At 67.7% G+C, this 19,559-nt stretch carries 25 protein-coding genes; 14 read left to right on the top strand and 11 right to left on the bottom strand.

Annotation, left to right across the window (positions count from 1 at the left end; all coding sequences use genetic code 11):
- Positions 1-34 precede the first annotated feature (34 nt).
- A complete protein-coding gene (locus B1818_RS21680; protein WP_139363068.1) occupies positions 35-604 on the bottom strand; it encodes a hypothetical protein in 570 nt (189 codons plus the stop codon).
- 645 nt (positions 605-1,249) lie between these two features.
- Here B1818_RS21680 and B1818_RS24045 point away from each other — a divergent pair.
- Positions 1,250-1,621, top strand: coding sequence for a hypothetical protein (locus tag B1818_RS24045; protein ID WP_139363067.1), 372 nt, complete (start codon positions 1,250-1,252; stop codon positions 1,619-1,621).
- A 113-nt stretch (positions 1,622-1,734) separates the two neighbouring features.
- On the opposite strand, the gene B1818_RS24040 is transcribed toward B1818_RS24045, so the two are convergent.
- A complete protein-coding gene (locus B1818_RS24040) occupies positions 1,735-2,532 on the bottom strand; it encodes a hypothetical protein (RefSeq protein ID WP_139363066.1) in 798 nt (265 codons plus the stop codon).
- 420 nt (positions 2,533-2,952) lie between these two features.
- Between B1818_RS24040 and B1818_RS21660 the strand changes: the two genes are divergently transcribed.
- The 9 genes from B1818_RS21660 (at position 2,953) to B1818_RS21620 (ending at position 8,228) form a co-directional block, all read left to right on the top strand.
- Complete coding sequence (locus tag B1818_RS21660; RefSeq protein WP_078113967.1) at positions 2,953-3,525, top strand: LPD29 domain-containing protein; 573 nt, start codon at positions 2,953-2,955, stop codon at positions 3,523-3,525.
- A 39-nt stretch (positions 3,526-3,564) separates the two neighbouring features.
- On the top strand, positions 3,565-4,575 hold the full coding sequence (locus tag B1818_RS21655; protein WP_078113966.1) for a DUF3560 domain-containing protein: 1,011 nt from the start codon (positions 3,565-3,567) through the stop codon (positions 4,573-4,575).
- A 697-nt stretch (positions 4,576-5,272) separates the two neighbouring features.
- Positions 5,273-5,515 (top strand): glutaredoxin-like protein NrdH, encoded by a 243-nt coding sequence (gene nrdH, locus B1818_RS21650; RefSeq protein ID WP_078113965.1) that lies wholly within the window; start codon positions 5,273-5,275, stop codon positions 5,513-5,515.
- A 20-nt stretch (positions 5,516-5,535) separates the two neighbouring features.
- Positions 5,536-5,706 carry a hypothetical protein gene (locus B1818_RS24240; RefSeq protein WP_176455972.1) on the top strand — a complete coding sequence of 57 codons (171 nt, stop codon included), beginning with the start codon at positions 5,536-5,538 and terminating at the stop codon, positions 5,704-5,706.
- 32 nt (positions 5,707-5,738) lie between these two features.
- Positions 5,739-6,425 carry a hypothetical protein gene (locus B1818_RS21640; RefSeq protein WP_078113963.1) on the top strand — a complete coding sequence of 229 codons (687 nt, stop codon included), beginning with the start codon at positions 5,739-5,741 and terminating at the stop codon, positions 6,423-6,425.
- 41 nt (positions 6,426-6,466) lie between these two features.
- Positions 6,467-6,817 (top strand): hypothetical protein, encoded by a 351-nt coding sequence (locus B1818_RS21635; protein WP_078113962.1) that lies wholly within the window; start codon positions 6,467-6,469, stop codon positions 6,815-6,817.
- Positions 6,817-7,011: a hypothetical protein gene (locus B1818_RS21630; protein ID WP_078113961.1), complete on the top strand. Its 195-nt coding sequence runs from the start codon at positions 6,817-6,819 to the stop codon at positions 7,009-7,011. Before B1818_RS21635 ends, B1818_RS21630 begins: the two co-directional genes overlap by 1 nt.
- Before the next feature lie 99 nt (positions 7,012-7,110).
- The gene (locus tag B1818_RS21625; protein ID WP_078113960.1) at positions 7,111-7,347 is read left to right on the top strand and encodes a hypothetical protein; all 237 of its coding nucleotides are present in this window, start codon (positions 7,111-7,113) and stop codon (positions 7,345-7,347) included.
- Between the two features lie 83 nt (positions 7,348-7,430).
- A complete protein-coding gene (locus tag B1818_RS21620) occupies positions 7,431-8,228 on the top strand; it encodes a Fic family protein (protein WP_078113959.1) in 798 nt (265 codons plus the stop codon).
- A 141-nt stretch (positions 8,229-8,369) separates the two neighbouring features.
- On the opposite strand, the gene B1818_RS21615 is transcribed toward B1818_RS21620, so the two are convergent.
- Complete coding sequence (locus tag B1818_RS21615) at positions 8,370-8,690, bottom strand: hypothetical protein (protein ID WP_078113958.1); 321 nt, start codon at positions 8,688-8,690, stop codon at positions 8,370-8,372.
- Positions 8,691-9,200: 510 nt separating this feature from the next.
- Here B1818_RS21615 and mobC point away from each other — a divergent pair.
- The 4 genes from mobC to B1818_RS24575 all read left to right on the top strand — a co-directional run bounded on the left by mobC (position 9,201) and on the right by B1818_RS24575 (position 13,459).
- A complete protein-coding gene (gene mobC, locus B1818_RS21610; protein ID WP_078113957.1) occupies positions 9,201-9,698 on the top strand; it encodes a plasmid mobilization relaxosome protein MobC in 498 nt (165 codons plus the stop codon).
- 36 nt (positions 9,699-9,734) lie between these two features.
- Entirely contained in the window at positions 9,735-11,762 is a 2,028-nt protein-coding gene (locus B1818_RS21605; protein ID WP_254859800.1) for a relaxase/mobilization nuclease domain-containing protein, read from the top strand.
- A 957-nt stretch (positions 11,763-12,719) separates the two neighbouring features.
- On the top strand, positions 12,720-12,962 hold the full coding sequence (locus B1818_RS21590; RefSeq protein WP_254859798.1) for a three-helix bundle dimerization domain-containing protein: 243 nt from the start codon (positions 12,720-12,722) through the stop codon (positions 12,960-12,962).
- A gap of 239 nt (positions 12,963-13,201) precedes the next feature.
- Positions 13,202-13,459, top strand: a complete 258-nt coding sequence (locus tag B1818_RS24575; protein ID WP_254859796.1) for a hypothetical protein — start codon at positions 13,202-13,204, stop codon at positions 13,457-13,459.
- Positions 13,460-13,590: 131 nt separating this feature from the next.
- Here the strand turns inward: B1818_RS24575 and B1818_RS21580 are convergent, their stop codons facing one another.
- Genes B1818_RS21580 through B1818_RS21545 form a run of 8 tightly spaced genes read right to left on the bottom strand, consistent with a single transcriptional unit; the run spans position 13,591 to position 19,558 of the window.
- On the bottom strand, positions 13,591-13,851 hold the full coding sequence (locus B1818_RS21580; RefSeq protein WP_078113952.1) for a non-hemolytic enterotoxin B: 261 nt from the start codon (positions 13,849-13,851) through the stop codon (positions 13,591-13,593).
- Positions 13,852-13,889: 38 nt separating this feature from the next.
- Positions 13,890-14,297 (bottom strand): hypothetical protein, encoded by a 408-nt coding sequence (locus B1818_RS21575; protein ID WP_078113951.1) that lies wholly within the window; start codon positions 14,295-14,297, stop codon positions 13,890-13,892.
- 29 nt (positions 14,298-14,326) lie between these two features.
- Positions 14,327-15,253, bottom strand: a complete 927-nt coding sequence (locus tag B1818_RS21570; RefSeq protein ID WP_078113950.1) for a hypothetical protein — start codon at positions 15,251-15,253, stop codon at positions 14,327-14,329.
- Positions 15,246-15,710, bottom strand: a complete 465-nt coding sequence (locus tag B1818_RS21565) for a DUF4913 domain-containing protein (protein WP_078113949.1) — start codon at positions 15,708-15,710, stop codon at positions 15,246-15,248. Before B1818_RS21565 ends, B1818_RS21570 begins: the two co-directional genes overlap by 8 nt.
- Positions 15,707-17,530, bottom strand: coding sequence for a type IV secretory system conjugative DNA transfer family protein (locus B1818_RS21560; RefSeq protein WP_078113948.1), 1,824 nt, complete (start codon positions 17,528-17,530; stop codon positions 15,707-15,709). Before B1818_RS21560 ends, B1818_RS21565 begins: the two co-directional genes overlap by 4 nt.
- Positions 17,530-18,237: a hypothetical protein gene (locus B1818_RS21555; RefSeq protein ID WP_078113947.1), complete on the bottom strand. Its 708-nt coding sequence runs from the start codon at positions 18,235-18,237 to the stop codon at positions 17,530-17,532. The genes B1818_RS21560 and B1818_RS21555 overlap by 1 nt, the downstream gene beginning before the upstream one ends.
- The gene (locus B1818_RS21550; protein WP_078113946.1) at positions 18,234-18,974 is read right to left on the bottom strand and encodes a hypothetical protein; all 741 of its coding nucleotides are present in this window, start codon (positions 18,972-18,974) and stop codon (positions 18,234-18,236) included. Before B1818_RS21550 ends, B1818_RS21555 begins: the two co-directional genes overlap by 4 nt.
- The gene (locus B1818_RS21545) at positions 18,971-19,558 is read right to left on the bottom strand and encodes a hypothetical protein (RefSeq protein WP_078113945.1); all 588 of its coding nucleotides are present in this window, start codon (positions 19,556-19,558) and stop codon (positions 18,971-18,973) included. Before B1818_RS21545 ends, B1818_RS21550 begins: the two co-directional genes overlap by 4 nt.
- Between the last annotated feature and the right edge of the window lies 1 nt (position 19,559).

The raw sequence follows: 19,559 nt of genomic DNA, 5'->3' as shown, positions 1-19,559 counted from the left end.
GCAACCGGCTCGCCCTAGACCAACTGCGCTGCGCTCAGCTCGTCGTGATCTTGAACTGGCCCACCACTGTGGACCCATCCGAGCTGTACACGTCGATGACGCGCGAGTTGCCGGCCCTGTCCCCCGCGCTGGTAGACGACAGATCATCGGACTTCACGTATCCCGGCTTGCCATTGGTCGCCCACGCCTTGACCAGGTCGGGAAGATCTGAGTCGGACTTGGATTCCGCGGCCGATCCCAACGACTGGCCCCGGGCATTCGTGGCCGGCCCCGAAGGGGCCGCAAGTGCCGCGGTGCTCGTGAACAACACCGGATCGGTCGGGAAGGTCACGTACTCCGAGACCGTCCCGGCATTGTTGACCGCCACGAACCCGTGGCTGTTGTAGTAGCCGGTACCGCAATCGCGCGCCACCGCAACCGATTGCGAGTTCTTGGGCAGGGTGTTGTACACATAGTCTGTGGCCGAACACAGGCTCCCTTCCTTGAACAGCCGCGCCTTCGCGCCCATGACTCCGGCCGGCGCGAGTGTGCCGAACGAGGTGTAGATCATCGACGACGCGGTCGGCCGCGGGACGTTGTTGATCGTCGAACTGTGCAGGTACACCGTTCCTGCAACGGGCGGGGTGCCAACCCCGACGGGCAACCGATGACCGCTGACGTCCAAACCGCCCGCGACCATGACGTCGCCCTGGCCTATCGCGCCCAGGAATAGCTACGCATCGACGCCGCCACCGAGCAACAGCTCGCGATCCAAGCTGGTCAGCAGGAGAAGCCCGGACAGACCTGCTGGCTGTGCGAGGAACGCCGAAAGTGCGCCCTCATCAACCAGCGGTGGGAATGCCGAACCTGCCGCACGACCACCAGCTGACCGACCAGCCCGAGGGGCACAGCGGAGCGACCTGACGGCCGCACAGCGTTGTCCCGGCCCGGTGGCTCCGCTGCGCTGCGCCACCGACCCGGGGAGATTCCCAGTCAGGTGGGTGGTCACCATTTTGCGCGCGCACGTCGACCGAGTGTGACCGACCGGGGGCCCGAACTGTCAACCCACACCAGGCGGCTACCGCCCGTTCTCCGCTGCGCTCCGCCCGTGCGCTCCAACCACTTTCGGTAACCCGCGCTCGCTGCGCTCGCAACCGAAAGTGGCTTCCGGCGCGCCTGCCTCTTCGGGGTTGACAGCCCACCCTCGTCCGGTCAGCACAGGTCTTCGACGTCCGCCACACCGGCCGGACCACAACGAAGGGACCTCCTCATGGATTACATCGCTCACACCGTCGGCACCGCCGCCGCCATCGGCAGCGTCGCCGATCTGCTCTGGGCCGCCGCCGACCTCGTCGCCACCAACCCCGAGACCGCCGACCCCATCCACGACGCCGGCCTGCACCTCATCGCCGCCGGCCGAACCACAGCCCGCCGGGCCGGGGCAGCCCGCGAGCTCGCCACGATGATCGCCGAGAGCCGCCACCCCGACCTGGCCGCCACCATCACCGGCGACGACACCGACTGGGCCGCCTGGCAGCAGGTACTCACCGAGCCCTGGCCCATCCTCGCCGATGCCGCCGCCTTCGCCGCCAAGCTCGGCGGACTCGAAACCCACATCACACCGGGACGCTGGATCGCCTAACCAGGCACCGGGTCGGGGCCGCCACCACGGCGGCCCCGGCTCGACGTCTGTGCCACTACTCGACTACGACAGAACAGCGGGGCGGCTGCGCCGCACGTCATCTCTGGCACGGCCTACCCCGGGGCTACGCCCCCGGGCTCTTCGCGCCCAGGGCCGTCGTCCCCCTCAGCGCCATTCTCCTTCGCTACGTCCGCCCATTTCGCCGCATTCTGGACCTCTGCCTGAGCCAACGCCGAATCCAACGCCTTCCGGCCTTCTGGAGTCAGGACCAGCCGTATAGACAACTCACCATTAGGGCCCTTAATGTCCGCACGTTCAAAAACGCCCATATCGATAAGTCTGCCAAAGACAGAAGAGGCGTAGGTGGTCTCGTGTAGATCCAATTTGCCGAGCAAAGAAAGGGCTTGTATATACGCCCGCGAGAAATGCGCCGAAATCTCCGCTGCCGCCCGGTCAACATTTAACGACTTGCGTTCCTCCTGGACTGCAAACATGGCACCGATGGCACCTAAAACTGTGCCGAGCCCTGCGAGTGCCGATGCCCACAAGCCAACCTTGGAGCCCCAGCCGGCAAATACGAATAGCACAGTTGGCAACGCCACGCCGATCACACCGGCCGCGACAAGGGCAGCCTTCTGTCGCTGGATCTGCGCTAATCGTTCCTTTATGCCAGCCCAAAAGCCTCGCTGATCAGCCGCCAGTCGGCGATCGAAGTCGACGAGCTCTCGTGCTATTGCGCCTTCCACGACTTTTCTACCGTCCAGGGAATCGGGCATATTCTTGTGAATATCCACCAAGTTCTTTAGACGTTCGTGCGGTGTCTTCTTGGCATTTCGAGTCGCAATGACGGCCGTAACTCCGGCAACAACAAGAGGTATCATTACAAACCGAAGCCAATCTTCCCAGGTCATGCGGAGAGTATGACGAACACAAACAGCAACTACTAGTGCTACCGCGACACCAAGCCCTCCCGGACCCGCGTCGCTCCCGCACAATCCCCTTCCCTGCCACGTGCGTCCGGTGTGGTCGCGTCGAGCCTGGCCGCTGGCAGTACGGCAGTACAGCACGAGGCTGCCGGCTGCGCCGTCACCTGGACGGAGCGGCTATGCCGCACGGTAGGCCCTTCGGGCTGAGTTGGTTTGCGTTGCCCTGCCGCATTCTCTTACCTCCACTCGCGGCCCGCAAGGGCGTGAAAAACTAACCCGCCCTACGGGTTTGCAGCCCTTCGGGCCGGATGACTTTTTCACTTCCTCCCTTGCAGTCCACTCCGTCCGGCAAAGAGATGGCCAGTGCACACGCAAACCAGCACTCACAACGGGAAGGGGTCACCAATGACCGTCAGCTACAGCACCAAAGAGACCGCCGCCATCATGCGCAAGTCCCTGCGGGCGAGCTGGCCCGGCGTGAAGTTCTCCGTCCGCCAGGGCCGAGGCACCGGGTCGGCATGGATCGGCGTCTCCTGGACCGACGGACCCCGCGAATCCGAGGTCAAAGCCGCGGTCGACGGCTTCCGGTCCGCCTCGTTCAACGGCATGACCGACAGCTACGACACCCTGCCCGACCGGCTCGTCGCCATCACCACCGACCAACTACCCGAAGTGGTCCGCTACGGCTGCGACGGCGTGAACGTCGAACGCCACTACTCCCCCGCCGCCGTCCAGCACGTCACCCGCGAGCTCCTGGCCGACAACGAGCACCTGCGCGAGCTCCTGGCCGCCGTCGACGTCGACACCCTCGACTACAACCGCCTGCACAGCGGCCAGTTCTTCCTACTGGCCCTGCCCGAGGATCGCGGCCTGATCCACCGAGGCGAACACATCCCCACCTACCGCATCAACGACGCCGGAACCGCCATCGCCGCAGCCCTGCGCCTGGCCGACCTCACCACCCACACCACCGCCTAACCCCTCCCCGACCGCACACCCGAAGGAGACACCCACGCCATGACCGAGATCACGATCACTCACACCGCCGCCGACGGCACCCTCGCCGACGGCATGGTTCGAGGTGACGGCACTTACGAACTGTTGAAGGCGAACGGGTTTCGCTGGTTCCGCAGCCTGGGACTGATGGGTATTCAGTCCAGCCGTGACCGCCAGCCCAACGAATACAAGATCACCCGCGCCGCCCGCGCCCTCGAAGAGGCCGGCCACACCGTCACCGTCGAGATTGACCGCACCCACCGCGACCCCGCCCAGGTCGAAGCCGACCGAGCCGCCCGCCAAGCCGACCGGGTCGCCGCACTCGAGAACAAAGCCGCCCGCCGCGCCGCCGACGCCGACGCCGCATGGACCGCCGAGCAGCGCGCCACCGCAGCACTCCCACCAGGAGGAGAGCCGGTCAAGGTCGGCCATCACAGCGAAGGCCGGCACCGTCGCGCAATCGACCGCGCCCACAACGCGCTCAGTAAAGCCGTGGCCGCCGACCGCGACGCCAACCACGCCGCCAACCGTGCCGAATCCGCCGCCCGCACGACCGAACTCCGATACAGCCCGGTGACCGTGGCGAACCGCATCGACAAATTCGAAGCAGAGCAGCGCGCCGATCAACGCGCCCTCGACGGGCACACCCGAACCCTGTTCACCGACGGCCGAGGCGTCAAACACACCGAGAAGACCACCGCCGCGACCGGCGAGTACCGCGAACGCCTCATCGACCGCATGGCCGAACGCGCCGACCAGATCACCTACTGGCAGGGCATCCGCGACAAGCAGATCGCCGACGGCACCGCCGGCGACTACAGCCCCGACACCATCACCGCCGGTGACCTGGTCAACATCCGCTTCCATGGCTGGACGCCCGTGCTGCGCACCAACACCAAGACCGTCAGCGTCGAAACGCCGGCACCCTTCGGCGGCCGCATGATCCGCCACACCGTGCCCTACCCCGAACTCCGAGGCCACCGCCCCCAGAGCGAGACCACCGGCACCGCCGAGGACGCGGCCACGGCCTGACTACCGAGCACCGGCCCACCCCGCGCAGGCGGGGCGGGTCCGGTGTTTCGGGCATCGAACCCGAAACACCGCAGGGCGCTACGCGCCCCGCATACCGGCAGGTCGGCAGGCTGGCAGCCGCGCGTCACGCCCAGCACACACCACCCGCACCGATGAGTAGATCGCAAACCCAATGTTTGCTATCGTGGCCGAGCATTCATTCTCGTGGTTGTCACACCGAGAGATGAGGCTCCCCCGGAGGGGAGACGTGGCCCGGCCCCAAACCCTGTTCACCGTCTCCCCTCCACCTCACAGCCGCGCCATGTCCTGCCCGCTGTTGGCTCGTAATCCGGACTGCACCAACCACTCTCGCACTGGGATGCGTTGCGCCGCCTTTCTCACCTCGCGGGGCTTTGCCTGACCTGCCGAATTGTCATGGCGCCCAACCGGACCGCGTCAACTCCGCTTCGGCAACAACTCGCCACGCGCTCTGCCTCGCTCCCGCTCGGCGCCGCCTATTTCGCGGCGACTTCTTCCCTGCACTCCATTGACACCCCCCGGCCGGGCGAATGGGCGGCAGATATCTCCGAAAAGCACCACCACCAGACACCCTGAAAAGAGTCTGTGAACAGCGAAAACAGTTGCACGACAAAGCAATACGAGATACAATGGACGCACAGACAAGCACTCGCGACGACACCAGAGAAGGGCCGACACCATGAGCGAGAACACCACGATCACCGTCTACACCAAGCCCGCGTGCGTGCAGTGTCACGCCACCTACAAAGCCCTCGACAAGCAGGGACTCGATTACCGGGTGGTCGACATCAGCACCGACGACGCCGCACGTGACTACGTGATGAGCCTGGGCTACCTGCAAGCACCCGTCGTGGTCGCCGGCAGTGAGCACTGGTCCGGATTCCGCCCCGATCGGGTCAAGGCACTCGCCGCCGCTGCGTGAAGAGAACGGGAGCCCTCGCCATGACCAACACCACCGACTATGCGCAGCGCGCCGTGGCCTACTGGGCCAAGTCCGAACGGGCCTACGCCGACGGCGATCCCCGCTACGGCGACGAGCTCGCCGACCTGGCCGCCCAATGCGAACAGTGGGCACACGAAGACCTCGCCGGCGTCCGCAGCGACGTCGCCTAAACCGCCGACCGATACGAACAAGGAGACAGCAGGTGATCGCCATGGCCGACAAACCCGAAGTCGCACCCTCTGATGCGCCGCAGCCGCCGGCCACCGCGATCGAACCGCTGCCCGAACTGGAAACCGTCACCGCCGGAGACGACCTCACCCTCACCGGCACCATCGGTGACGACACCGCCGAGGTCGACAACACCCTCGCCCTGGAACTGGACATGCTCACCGCGCTGTTGTGGGCGCCGCCGGCCCGGGCCCGCCAGGTCGTCGAGGCGCTGATCGGCTCACGCGCCGACCGCGACGCCGGCACCACCACCACCGTGCTTCCCGCCGGCAGTGTGGTGTTCCTCAGCGCCGTTCATCAGGACGTGTTCGACACCGTCGTGGCGTTGCTCGACGAAGGTAGCCCCGCCACACCCGTTCTGGTCAATGCGCGTTTTGCCGATCGAGGACTCACCACCCGCACCCGCAGCGTCATGCTCGAAATCGCCTCCCCGCGCCACGGCCGCCCCGTCGCCGACAGCGCCGACCTGCCCCACCTCGCCGCCGCGCTGGTCGACGGCTGGTACCGCCGCGGCTACCGCGCACTGCTGGCCCGCATGACCCAAGCCACCGCCGAGCGCCCCACCGCCGAACTCGCCGGCCACTGGACCGCTCTCACCGCACATCAGCAGGCCGCCGAAACCCGGTGGCTGGCCATCCGCGACACCCTCGCCCGCATCTGACGCACTACCGACTGCCCACCGCAGAAGGAGAGAGAACACCTATGGAATGGACAGCCACCATCCTCATCGCGGTCGGGGCCGTCACGATCCTCGCCTCAGGGATAGTGCGGCAGCGCGTTGACCACTTCCGGCCTCGCCACCGCGAGACCGCAGCGGCCGCTGTCGCCCGTGCACGGCAACTCCAACTGGCCGCGACGGCCTTGGCCGTGATCGCCGTCGTCTGCGGTGCCACCGCAGCCGCCCTCAACAACGGCAGCACCACGATGTGGGTGTGCGGCACTGTGGTGCTCGTTGCGGGAGCGGCCCAGTGCTCCCTCACTGCGCGGGTTCGCATCCCCGATGTTCAACACCTTCGCGACCTCGGCTTCGACAAAGGGAAAGACGCGCCGTGATGACTGACGACGATCCCGAGGCCCAGGATCGAGAGATTCAGGACCTCGCTGCCGACATGCGCGAGCACGGCCGCAGCTGGACCGACATCGCCCACGAACTCGCGATCCCCGTCGCCACAGCACAGCTCGCCGCCGACCAAGCCCACCACCGTGCCGCCGAACTCGCCGGCCGCGACCAAATCGCCCTGTTCTGACCACACCTCTCGAGGTCGGGAGAACCGACCCCACCATGGGAAGGGCCGATGATCGGTAAACTGAGCACGACGAGACATCCAGGAAAGGTAGGTGCGGCGATGATCGAGTCACGATGGATCACCCGTTGGCCGGAGTTGTTCGCCGGCCTCACCGACACCCAGGTCCGTGGTGTCGTGCAGGCAATCGACAACAACGTCCTCGAGGGGTGGGACCCGCAACGCGCCGACATCGACCTGCTCACCCGCTCGGCACGCGGCGAACTGACCGACGCCGAAGTGATCGCCGAAGCCGTCGCCATGGCGACAAGCTCACGAGCGGCACACGCCCTCGGCTGACCGCCCACACAACCGTGTAGCTGTTCACGACGGCACCGCCTCGTCGAGGTGGTGCCGTCGTCGTGTCTGAAAGGTGAGCGCGAGTGACCGCACAGGATGACTGGGACGCCACGTTCATCCCCGGCACCACCGTGTTGGCCAACAAACTCGGCATCACCGATCCCGATGCGCTCGCCGCGGCCGAATACACCATCACCGCGCACCGCGAAGCGATGATCGCCGACGGCCGTATCCCGATCGACCGCACCTACGACGCCGAGCACCTGCACACCATCCACGCCGCGCTGTTCTCCCCGATCTACGAATGGGCCGGTGTTCCACGCACCTATCCGCTGAGCAAAGACGGCCTGCCGTTCGCTGACCCGAACCAGATCGGCCGCTACCTCGACCACGCCCGCGACCACATCGCCGCCGTCGACTGGACTGACCTGGACCACGGCGGGTTCGCTGTCGAGGCCGCCACCGTCTACGCCTCGATCAACATGGGCCACCCCTACCGCGAGGGCAACGGCCGCGCGGCCAAGGTGTTCATGTCCCAGTTCGCCGCCGACGCCGGCTACCGCCTCGACTACGCTCGCGTCACACCGCAAGAGTGGGTCAACGCCGCCATGCTCTCCCACCCCGACCGCGACACGTTCGAGCCCGTACCCGACAGCATGATTCCGGTGTTCGCGCGGATCGCCGAACCGGTCTCGCCGCCGCAACCCAGCGCGACCGAGCGCGCCGCGGCACGGGAGACCGACGCCCAACGCGCGGCACGGATCGCTAGCCGCGGCACCTCCCGACGCTCCCCAACCTTGGGATCGCGTTCGGCGTCGAGCGGTGCTCACCGTCGGCGTGGGACCGGGTATGACCGCGGGCCCGAGGGCCGCGACCGATGACCGGGGTAGGCGCGCTCGCGTCTCGGGCTTCAGCCCGACTGTCTCTAGTCTGCTCGGAACTGACGGGTTCCGTCGGCACCCCTGACTGCTGCTGGCTGGAACTGCCTGCGGCGGGATAGCGACGCTGCTGCTACTAGTTGGTCACCAGGTGATGTCTGTTGGATACAGCCGCTCCGACACCAACCTGTTCACTCCGGCGAGGAACATCTCCGCGGGTGTCTGCATTGACTTGAAGCACGCCTGCTCCAACCAGACCAGTTCCCCATTCGCCCTGCTTCGGACGTAGTGGTGTAGCTGCACATAGCCCTGCTCGCCATCGGTGAGAGGTTCGACGCGGATTTCCAGCCTGTCGCCCATCTCCCGCTGTATGCCCTGTCCCGCTAGGTGGATGGCTTGATGTAGCACCATCGCCGCAGCCATCTCCCGGAGCTGGTCCTCGTTCTTCTTTTCCATCTCTGTCATCTCATCGCCCTTCTCTGACCGCGCCGAACGACACCCCGTCCGGCAGGCGAGCGCCGCGTACGCCCGGAGTCAAGTGCACGGCGAACGCCAAGGGATGTGCGGATCGTCGAAGGCCGACGGATCACTCACGGTCATGGCCTAGCACTCTACGAGCGCCCGGCCCCTGCTCGACGTAAGACGGCCCGGCGAACTCACCCACTGACTTACTCCCGCTGTCCCCAGCCAACGTTTCGTCACCAGCCTCCGCCCGGTGGGCCGCTGTTCCAGCGCGGAAATCGACCACGCTGCGCGTGGGCCTCGACCACCCCGCGCGCACGCGCGCTCACATCGAAAAGCACCCGCCCTGCAGGAGCAAGTTATCGTTTAGGTGCCCTAAACCTTGCTCACCGTCCCTGTCGTCGGTACGGTGAGAGCACAGACCGAGGAGGTCTGCGCGGTAATCCCCACAGGGGTCGCTGCGCTGGGCTGAGGCGGCCAGGGCCGGAAACGACGCACGGAAAGGACGCAGCGATGACGGAGTCGGAGAACACTCATCGCGCGTTCGGTCGTCGACGTCGCCGCAACCATCCGGGCGGGCGGGATGCGCGGATCGTGGTCAAGGTGAGCCCGGCCGAGGACGTCGAGCTCCGCAACCGCGCCGAGGACGCCGGTATGACGGTCCAACGGTTGTTGGTCACCGGTGCCCTGTCCCCTGCCGGTGGTGTGCCGGTCAATCACGCCGAGAAGGTCGCGGCGTGGAAGGAGGCCACCGACATCCGCAATCTGCTGTCGGGGATCGCGGTGAACATGAACCAGATCGCTCGGCACGCCAACAGTGAGCGGGAGGTGCCGGCCGATTTCGAGGCCGCCGTCGACGCGGCGCACCGGGCGTCGGCTCGGGTACGAGATGCGTTCGGTGAGGTGTTCGCGGTGTCGTTTCCCGCGACCAAGAAGGCCGACACCGACGGTGAGCGCGGCGCGTCGAGTGGTCCGATCACCGCTGCCGAGGGGGAAGGCTGGTCGGTGTAGATGCCGATGATTCCGGCTATCTCTTCGGGCGCCCGGATGCAGGGTTTGGTGATCTATCTGGCGGGTCCGGGCAAGGCCAATGAGCACACCAATCCGCATGTGGTCGCTGCGTCCTCGCGGGCGGTGTTCGCTGCCGGCGGTGCCGGCGCGGAGATGCAACGCGAGCATGCGTACGAGCTGGGTCATGCACTCGATGAGGCGCGGGTGGTGTTCGGTACCGAGGTCACCCGACGCGACACCGCCGCCCTCAAAGCCGCCCAGGAACGCGGCGTCACAGGCAAAGCTGCGATCGCCGAGGCGACCCGCGATGAGAACGTGTGGCACTGCTCGCTGTCGCTGCCGCCAGATGCTGCGGCGCTCGACGACGCAACGTGGTCGGCGATCGCGCACGACTTCATGCAGGGCATGGGTTTCGACGACCCGGACGCCGCCGACGCACGCTGGGTCGCCATCCGCCACGGGGTGACCAAGAACGGCGGCGACCACATCCACATCGCCGCATCCCGTGTCCGCGATGACGGCAGCGTGGTCGCCAAGTGGCGACCGCACCCGACCCGCGGCGGCAACGAAGGCGACTACGCCCGTGCACAACGCATCGCCCGGGATCTGGAAGCCAAGTACGGCATGGAAGTGCTGTCGAGCTACACCAAGAACATGGCCGCACGCGGCCGCTCGCACGCCCAAGACGCCGCCACCCGCGGTGTCGACGGCGCCGAGCCGCGCATCGCTGAGGCACCGTCGGTGATCCTCGCGCGCCGTGTCCGGGTCGCGGCGGCGGCCGCGGAAAGCGAAGCCGAGTTCGTGCGTCTCGTGCGCGCCGACGGACTGGTGATCCGTTCGGCCCGCTACGACAAAACAGATCCGAGCGCGGTCACCGGATTCAGCGTCGGGCTGCCTGCATCGGAGTACGCCAACAAACACGGCCAGCCGGTCATGCACGGCGGCAAGAAACTTGCCGAAGACCTCTCCCTCCCCCGCCTACGGGAGGGCTGGATCGACGACGACAAGTCCCGCGCCGATGCGCGCTCGGCGTGGGACCACGCCGACGAACGCGCCCCCGGTGCACGCACCCGCCGCGACGCCGATACCCGCGCGAATGGGCAGGAACGCACCGCCGACACGGCGACCACTGAAAGCGGCGCAGCCGCTCCCGGCGACGACGTCGACGTGTCCGCGCGGCTGCGCGACCTCCTCTCCCCGATCGCACGCACGGCGGCGACCGAAGCCGACTACGCGGCTGCGCTGCGCGCCCACCCCGAGCTGCTGACGCGCCCACGCTTCGCCAAAGGCTCCACCACCGAAGTCACCGGCTACGTTGTCGCGCTGCGCCCGAGCATCGCCGCTGACGCTGACGGGAAACCGATCTGGCGCAACGCCAGCTACCTCGGCGACGGCCTCGCCCTGAAAGACTTGCGCGGCCGATGGCCCGACAGCGAGAGCCATCGACAGCTGGCGGCCGCGGCCTGGGCACGCACACGCAACGACACCGCAAGCACGCAGCAGCCCGACCCGGATGCTGCGCGCGGTGCGCACGAGGATGCGCGCCGATGGGAACGCACCGTGACCGGTGTCAGCGACAAGACCTCACGCGGCTGGCACTCCGCGGCCGCCGACACCGCCGCTGCGGTCGGCGCCGCTGCGCGCACCGCCAACCCCGCCGATGCCGCGCACCTCAACCGACTCGCGGACTCGCTGAGTTCGGTGTCGGGGCACCGCCGCCCGACCCGCCCACCCGCTGCGCGCAGCCGCACCTCCGCGCGCCGGGTCGCGGCAACCATGCTGGCCGCTGGCCGCGACGACACCACCCTGCTGTGGCTCGCCGTGATGAAACAAGTCCTGGCCGCCAGCGCGGCCATCAGCGACGCCATGACCGCGCAAGGCCACGCCCGCCAGGCCGCACAGATCCGCGCTGCGATCGGCGCCACCGAACGCCACTACGCCGGCCGCGCCTACACCCCGGCGCGCGAGCCGGCGACCGCTGCGCGGACCAGCACCGGGCGCCCGACCGTGGCACGCGCGCGGCCCCGGGCCCATGGTGAGGCCCGCGGACCCGAACGCAGCTGACGATGTTAGGTGCCGTGAGTACCTCAGATACCACCCTGACAAACGGCATGCAGCGCCACCGCAGACGCAACACCAGCAACCCCGTGCGGTGATCGGCCAGCCCGCTGCGCCGAGGAGCCCTCACCGTTTCGCCGGCGAGGGCAATCAACCGACCGATTGGTACACGTTCTGGAGGCGCCGTATGTGCTCGCGGACCTCGTAGAGTTCCCGTCGCGCCGTCTGTAGAGCTTTCTCGCCACCAGTACCAGTGTGCAGTCTCTCGACCAGGGTGTCTGCGACTCGTTCAAGCTCGTCGATCAGCACGCGGGCCTGCGCCTGCGAGACAGGATCGACGGATCGTCGCGATGGAACCATGCATGTCATCGTAGGTTCCCCGATCATTAACCGCTGAGGCGCACGATCGCTGTATGGGGGATGTTAGAGGACGCGATGCGATGCAAGCTGCGCTCCTTCTGAGGGAACTGGAACGGCACGCGCAGTTCCTCGCGCTCAGGATCGAGCAGGAGGGGCGACGCAGTCGCGATATCGCAGGGGAGATCGCAGAGCTGAAGAACGCCTACACCACGATGGTGGCTCTCGCAGCTCACTACGGCCTTCCGTACACAACCGCGACCCTGATCGTCCTTGGCCATCCGGGCCGGTTTGGAGGGAACGTCTTCACTGAGTATTCATCCGGTGGGTCCTGCTCGGCAGACGAGCCAACCGATAGCGTCGGACCCGCCGAAGGACCCAGCTCCCCCCGGCCGGGTTCCCGAGGAGGCAGCCACGCCCGGTAGACCCTCTCCACACCCCGGGATCATTCCGAGGATGGCGCCGACACCCGACTCGCCCCAGCGCGCGCAGGCGGCTGGGGCGACTCGGGGCAAGATCGAGCGCAGGTACCGGGTGAGTGAACGATTGGTGAATCCATCCACAGTCGACGATCTATCAACGCTGCCTCGGACGATGATCAACTGTGTGGGTGCGAATAATGACGAACTGCGCCAGATCAGTGAGGTTCGCGACCGCCTGATCGGCCTCTACTCGCATCGGCCACCCGAAGAGGTGTCGGCCGCAGTGGACAACGCGTACCAGCACTTCGACGGAACCGAGGTACGCGATTTCGTCCCGCTGCTCGTAGAGCGCCGCGCCAACAAGGCCCTCGGCGGCGCCGACGCGATGGCCGACCCCGCTCAAGTTCCGCCGCACATCGGCCAGTGACGTTGTCCGTCTGATTGGCCGGCGTGTCCATACTGGACCGAAGAAGAATGTGGGTCGGCGCTCGTTGCAATCGACGAAAACACAGGGATGATCAGACGTATGGCCACTCACTCCACGCCGCCCCCCGGGCCTGCGCGGCTGCACAAGACGTCCTGCTCCTGGAGCTCGTCGACACGCTGCTGCGTCTGGACCCCGAACCTCTAGAGGCGTTCGACCGGGACCTCAACACATTCGACACAGTGGGCGCTGCGCCCGGCGACTTCGCGGAGATGATGTTCGACCCGGCCAGTGAGCGCTCCCAGCTCGTGCGCGAGCAACCACGGCTACGCATGTTGCTGGCCATCCTGCGCGGTGCGCTAACCGCCGCCCGGACTCCGGTACCGGGCGAGCACTCCGTCGAGCACTACTTCCGGCGTGCGGCCGCTCTCGTCACCGCGGCAGAGGTCGGCGCCCGCCGCTACGCGCAGCTCCGACAACTGGCCGGCGGCCAGCCGTAGCTTTCGCCAGGCTGTTGCCGGGAAGCGTCGTCGGACACTGACGCGCACAACACAAGGCCGGTGTCACTCGAACGGGTGACACCGGCCTTAAGTTGCGACCCGCTGCCGAAGTCGACGGCGAGCGGGTCGGGTCAGGCGCCCTGGCCGCCGTAGTACCAGCGGCCCTTGTCCGGCCAGCAGATGGTCAGGTCTGCGAGCGCGTTTGGCCCGTTTCGCGCTGTCTCACACTGCTCCTTGGTGTCGAACGGACCGAGGATGTAACCGGGATAGGTGCGGTGGCGGGTGTCGGCGGCCGAGGCCGGCGCTTCGGTGAGGGTGGCGCCCCCCGCGGCGAGCGCCGCTGCGGCCAGGCTGCCGGCGAGGACTCGGCGGGCAGTGGTGGTGAGTTTCATGGTGTCTCCTGTCGTGGGTGGGTTGTGGTGTCCTTGGGTCAGCTGGCCATGGACACCGGCGCTGGCGTCTGCTCGCTCCCTTCCTGCGTGGGCTCGGCGGGCTTCGCCGCGGCGGCCGTGGTCCGGCGTGCGCGAGGCTTGGACGCTCCGGACCGGCCCCGGCCGCTGCGGGCCTGGGCGGTCAGCGGCGCGAAGTCGAACTGGTCGAGCTTGGCCGCGGGTGCGCCGTTCCTCTTGGCTTCCTTCACCAACTTCGCCAGCCGGTTCAGCCGTTGGCGGTCCTCGGCGAGGAAGTGTTCACGGGCGGTCGCAATCTCAGCAGCCAGCCGCGCCGCCGGTTCGAGCGCTTCCCGCCGCCGACGCTGCCGCTCGGCCAACGCCTGCGCCTCGGCGGCGTCATCGGCCTCGATCTCGGCGAGCAAGTTACTGGGATCGAACTGAGTCATTGCACTGTCCTTTCGGTCTGGGTCGGTGGTTAGAGGCCGCGGCCGCGTTGGCGGTCGGCGGTGAGGGTGCTGGACCGCCGGGCGGTGGGTTGTTTCTGGCCGGTGCTGGCGGCGGCCCTGCGCGGGTTGGTGGGGTGGTCGCGGGCGGCGGTCGTGGCGGCTTTGCCGCTCTCGGATGTGCTCACCGCGGCCACGCGGTCTGCCCGGGACTGCCCGGCCTGTTCGCCAACCTCGGTTGTGGTGGCGGCGTCGGCGCGTTCGGTGGCCAGGTCTGACAGCTCGGCGGCCTGTTCGGCGTCGAGGTCGGCGGCTTGGGCTTGGGTCAGCAGCGCGGCCACGTGCACGCCGTCGCGGTCGGTGGCGTCGCGGCCATCGGCGCTCAGTGCTGGCGGCTGCCCGGGTGCCCAGTGTTCGGCGCGGGATTGGGTGTAGCGTTCGGCGGCCTCGTGAGGTGAGCTGCGCATCAGCTCGACGGGGTCGAGGCCGTAGTCGCGGATCAGGTCACCGATGTTGTCGCGGACTGCGGCCGCGGTTGCGCTCTGCTCGGCGTAGCGATCGGCCATGGCGTAAAGGTCGACGACGTTGCGGCCGTCGGCGCGTTCTGCCCAGTGTCGGTCATGGGTGCGCTCCCCCAGCCGGGCGGGTTCGATGCCGTAGTCCTCTCGGATCTTGCGGGCGAGCTCGTCGGGGCTGGCGTGTTTCCAGTAGTCGGCATTGGGTTGGGCGACCGCGAGTTCGGCGCGCACCTGCCGCTGGGTGTCGGCAGCGTCGGCGGCGAGGTTGGTGTACACCTCGTTCGGCGCCTGCGGGGCAGTGTCCGCGGTGTTCTCGCGGGCTTTGTTCGCCGCGCGCCGCGCCCACGCTTCGATCAGTGCCGAGGTGTGGGCGATGGCCACGGCCAACGCCCGTTCCATGCCTTGTTCGAGTTCGCGGGTTTCCTGCTCGTGCTCATTCATCGGCGGTGTCCTGTTCGTCGGTGGCGCTCATCGCGGCGCGTAGGGCGCGGTCGGTCAGTTGCTCGGTGGGAAGCGGTCTCGGCGGCCGGTTGTGGCCTCGGTCGGCGCTGCATCCCTCGAACGGGCCGTCGGCCGACATCAGGACCGTCATGTGGTGGTCGGCGTGATCGCGCCACCACACACTCATCCCGGTCGCGGGGTCCAGGCGCAACGATTCATAGGCGCGCCACAGCGCTTCCAGTCGTGAGACGGCCTCGGCGTGGTCGAACCAGCGCGGACACCACAGCCGCCCGGGCTTGGTCTCGACGTGGCGGGCGTAGAGCAGCACGAGGTGGTCGTCGACGAACTCATAGACCGAGTCAAACTCGGTGTCCGGGGACGCCGCTGCCTCGTACCCCACGTCGTTGTCGGACTCGGCGAAATCGTCGAAGTCGTCATCAATCAGCAGGTCGGTCATGCCGCGTCTCCTTCGTCAGCGGTGTCGATGGTCGCGGCGGGTGTGGCCACGTCGTCCTGCTTCTGTGGGCCGTATTCGGCCAGTGATTGGCGGATCAGTGGTGCGTAGGGTTTGTCCATCCACGGGATCGGTTGCAGGATCGTCGGCGGGTTGCCGGCGGAGAACAGCAGCATCCGGCCCCGGGGCCAGGAAGCGAGGTCACGGATGGTGAAGATGTTCTCGCGGGTGGTGTGCTCCGACACCGACTGTGAACCAGAGCTTTTGCCCGCTCCGCTGGACCGCGACACGTTGAGCGCGCGGCGTTCGTACTGGCCGGCGAGCTTGGTCAGGCTTTCCAGGTAGGTGGTCTCGCGGACGTTGCCGCCGTAGATGTAGATGTTCGACGACGATTCGAGCAGTTTCATCGGCCGTTCCCCGAACACCCCGATCCCTTGGGACCACGATTGCAGGATGGTCATGATGATGATTCCGCGGGACCCGTAGTGCGAGTACAGCTTCGGAAGATCGGGCCAGCGCACGACGTTGGCGGCCTCATCGAGGGCGCACAGCAGCGGCACCGGTAGCCGCCCGCCTGGGGAGGCGGTGGCGATCGCCTCGGCGGTTTTGGTGGTGGCCATGGTCAACGCCGCGACCAGCGGGCCGACCGACCCCACACCTTCACGCGAGAGGCAGTACAGCGTTTCCCCGCGCCGGATGTAGCTGGCGAGGTCGAGGTGCGGACGATGGTCGTCGGGGCCAGTGCGCGACACCCACGCCCGCACATTGCGTCCGCGAAGGCATTTGGCCATCTTGATGGCGGTGCCCCATATGCCGTCGGCCTGCTTGTCGGTGAGGTTCAGGCGGGCATTGAGCGCGTGGGCGACCATTGGGTAGTCGTGCTCGCGCAGGATCGCGACCGCGTCGTGGCCGTCGGCTCGCACCACCAGCCGCTCGAACACCGTGGTGATCGGTTCCCCCGCCAGGGCGGAGGCCAGAATGAGGTTGGCCAGGAGATCTTCGCCCTCGGGCTCGAAGTAGGGGTCCTTCTTGGCGTCCTGGCCGTCGTCTCCGGCGGCGAAGAGTTGGGCGAGTTCTTCGGCGCGGGTCTCGTCGGTGACGTAGCTCAGCGGATCCCAGAACCACCACGGCTCCTCATTGGCCACCGATTGCGGGTCGAACACCCACACCTGCCGGGTCGGGGCGCCGGTAGCGTCGCGGAACTCCCGGACCAGGCGGGTGTGATCGAGGTTGCCGCGCTTGTTCTCCGTGGCCAACACCGCCCCGGGGGCCTCGCAGATCGCCGGAATGATCCTCGAGGTGGACTTGCCCTGCCGGGGTCCCCAGATGTCGAGGTGCATGTCCTCAAACGATCCGTAGATCGGGGTGCCCGACAGGGTCTTTCCTAGTGGCACACCGATGGTGCTGGAGAACCCGGCCGGGGCCGCGTCCTGGTCGACGCCGAGGTCCCTGGCCTTGGCGGCGACCGACTTCTCGGTCACCGACGCGATGTCGGCGCCGCTGCCCAAGTGCTGCTGGGCGGTGTCGACGCGCGAGCGCTTCGGCCGGCGCCGCCAGCGCAGCACCGCATATCCGGCGGCCGCGGCGACCGGCAGCAGGATAACGATCAGCCACACCGTGGCCGCGGTCGGCCACCGCAGGTCACCGGTGACGAGCGCGATCGGCGCGGCGAACGGGTTGGCCGGCACCGTCTGCCCGCCGGCCAGATGCAATGCCGCCCAGCACAGCAGCGACACCACCACGACCACACCGACACCGGCGAACAGGACTTTGTCGGAGTGGTTGCGGGTGGGTTCGGTGGAGGTGCCCGGTGTGGCGGCCATCAGGCGACCTCACCCTCATCCTGGGCGGCCGTGGGCTCGGCGGCGTCGAGGAGGTCGGTCAGTGACACCTCACGCCAGGTGCGGAAGCCGGGCATCCGACAGACCTCCAGCGCCGGGTTGTCCTCGCCGTTGTCGACGACCTCAACGGTGACGAACACACTGTGCTTGAGGATGTCTCGCTGCAATGCCCGGGTGGTCACCCGGTGGTTGGACACCACCAGTCGCAACCCGATCAGGTCGAGCTTCTTGTCCTCGCGGGCCTGGCCGGCGAGGTAGATCGCCTTACGGGCGGCTTCGAGGTCGGCGCTGTTCTGATCGTCGACCCGGTCGTTGTCGTGGAACTCCCCGTACCAGGGATCTTCACCGTGCTCGGAGCACACTGCGAACGAGTTGACCTCGCTGTCGCCGGCGGCATACAACATCACCTGCGGTGCGGCCTCGGCCGCGGCGTCCATCTCGGCCAGGCGGGCGTCGAACGCCTTTTGCCGCAGGTCGTCGTAGTCGACGTGGAGCTGTTTGCGCAGCTCGGTCTTCCACTTGCGGAACAGCGAGCCGGTGTCGATGCCGTGCTCTTTGGCCCAGCTGAACAGCTCGGAGTGGCTGGTCATCGCTGTCAGCGTGTCAGCGTTGTCGCGCACGGAGTCTCGGGCGGTGTCCCAGTCCTTGACGTCGGAGGCGCTGTTCTTCTTCTTCGTGGTGGTGCTCATCGCAGTTCCTTTCCGGTTGTGGCGGTTGATGTTCGAGGGCGGATGGTGGGTGCTAGCGCGGCGATAGCGGCACCGGCCGCGGCGACGATGACCGTGGAGGCCACCCAGGTCGCGGCGTCGTGGTTGCTGGCCATTGCGATGACCAGACACGCCCCGACCAGGGCCAGCAGCAGCCGGAACATGCCGGCCCCGCCGGGGGTGTAGACGGTCATCACGACTATCGCGGCGATCCCGGCGACCGCGAGTGCGGCGGCGGTGATCGCGGCGCTGGCCGGGCTCGGCGTCACCGGCGGCGTGCTGGCGAGGTGTTCCCACACCTCGTCCGGGGTGCGGGCGGTCAGATACCGCAGCAGCCACACCACCAGGGCGGTCACGGTGGCCGTGACGGCCACGGTCACCAGGCTTCCGCCGATCAGGCCGTTGACGCTCTCACGAGCCGTCGGCGGCCGCGGTGGTGCCGGTGAGCGGTGTCCGGTGCGGTCGTGTCCGGTGCGGTCATAGCCGTAGCGGTTGAACCCGGCACGGTCGTAGCCGTCGATGTCGTAACCGGACTCGTTGTATCCGTCGAGGTAGAACCCGTCGCGGTCGCGGCCCAGGCGGTCACGTCCGGCCCGGCCGAACCCGTAGCGGTCGTATCCGAGTGCGTCGTAGCCGTCGCGGTCGAAACCTGCCGAGTCGTAGCCGTGGGCGTCGTACCCGTCGTCGTAGGGGTTGTTCGGGTCGTAGGGGACGCTCACTGTGCTGCTCCTAACGTCGTGGTGTCGATCAGGTCCATGCGCCACATCCGCCAGCGCTGGTCGTCATCACGGGAGAGCGCGAGGGTGAAGGTCATCAGCCGCCACGGCGTGGAGGTGCCGTCGGCGTGCATGACGTCCTGGGTGACCACGGCGCGGCGCTCGACGTCGAGGGCGCCGGGCGGGTCGGCGCGCGCGGTGACTTTCACCGCCGCGGTGACGATGTCGTGGTTGGTGCGCCACTGCTGCCACTCGGGCAGCGCCCGCACCGTGTCGTCGCCGCCGCGGGTGGCCACGGTGCGTAGTGCCCCGGACAGCCACGGCACCGCGCGGCGCATCCCGTCGCCGGAATCGTCGTCGGTGGCCGGTTCCCAGCTGTAGATGCGTTGCAGCGCTTCGGTTGCCGACTCGTCCGGACTGGCGCCGGCTTGCGGACCGTCGCCGGTCGGAAGCTCGTGGCCGCTGGCGTGGCTGTCGGGTTGCGGGTCCGGGCTGTCGCCGCCGCACGCGCTGAGCGCGAGCGCCACCACCAGCGCGATGCAGCCGAGTACGGCCACCCGAACGCCGGTGTGCAGGGATCGGTGCATG

It is taken from the genome of Gordonia sp. IITR100 (genome assembly GCF_002009645.1).
Taxonomy (GTDB): domain Bacteria; phylum Actinomycetota; class Actinomycetes; order Mycobacteriales; family Mycobacteriaceae; genus Gordonia; species Gordonia hongkongensis.
This window is presented reverse-complemented; position numbering and strand designations above follow the sequence as displayed.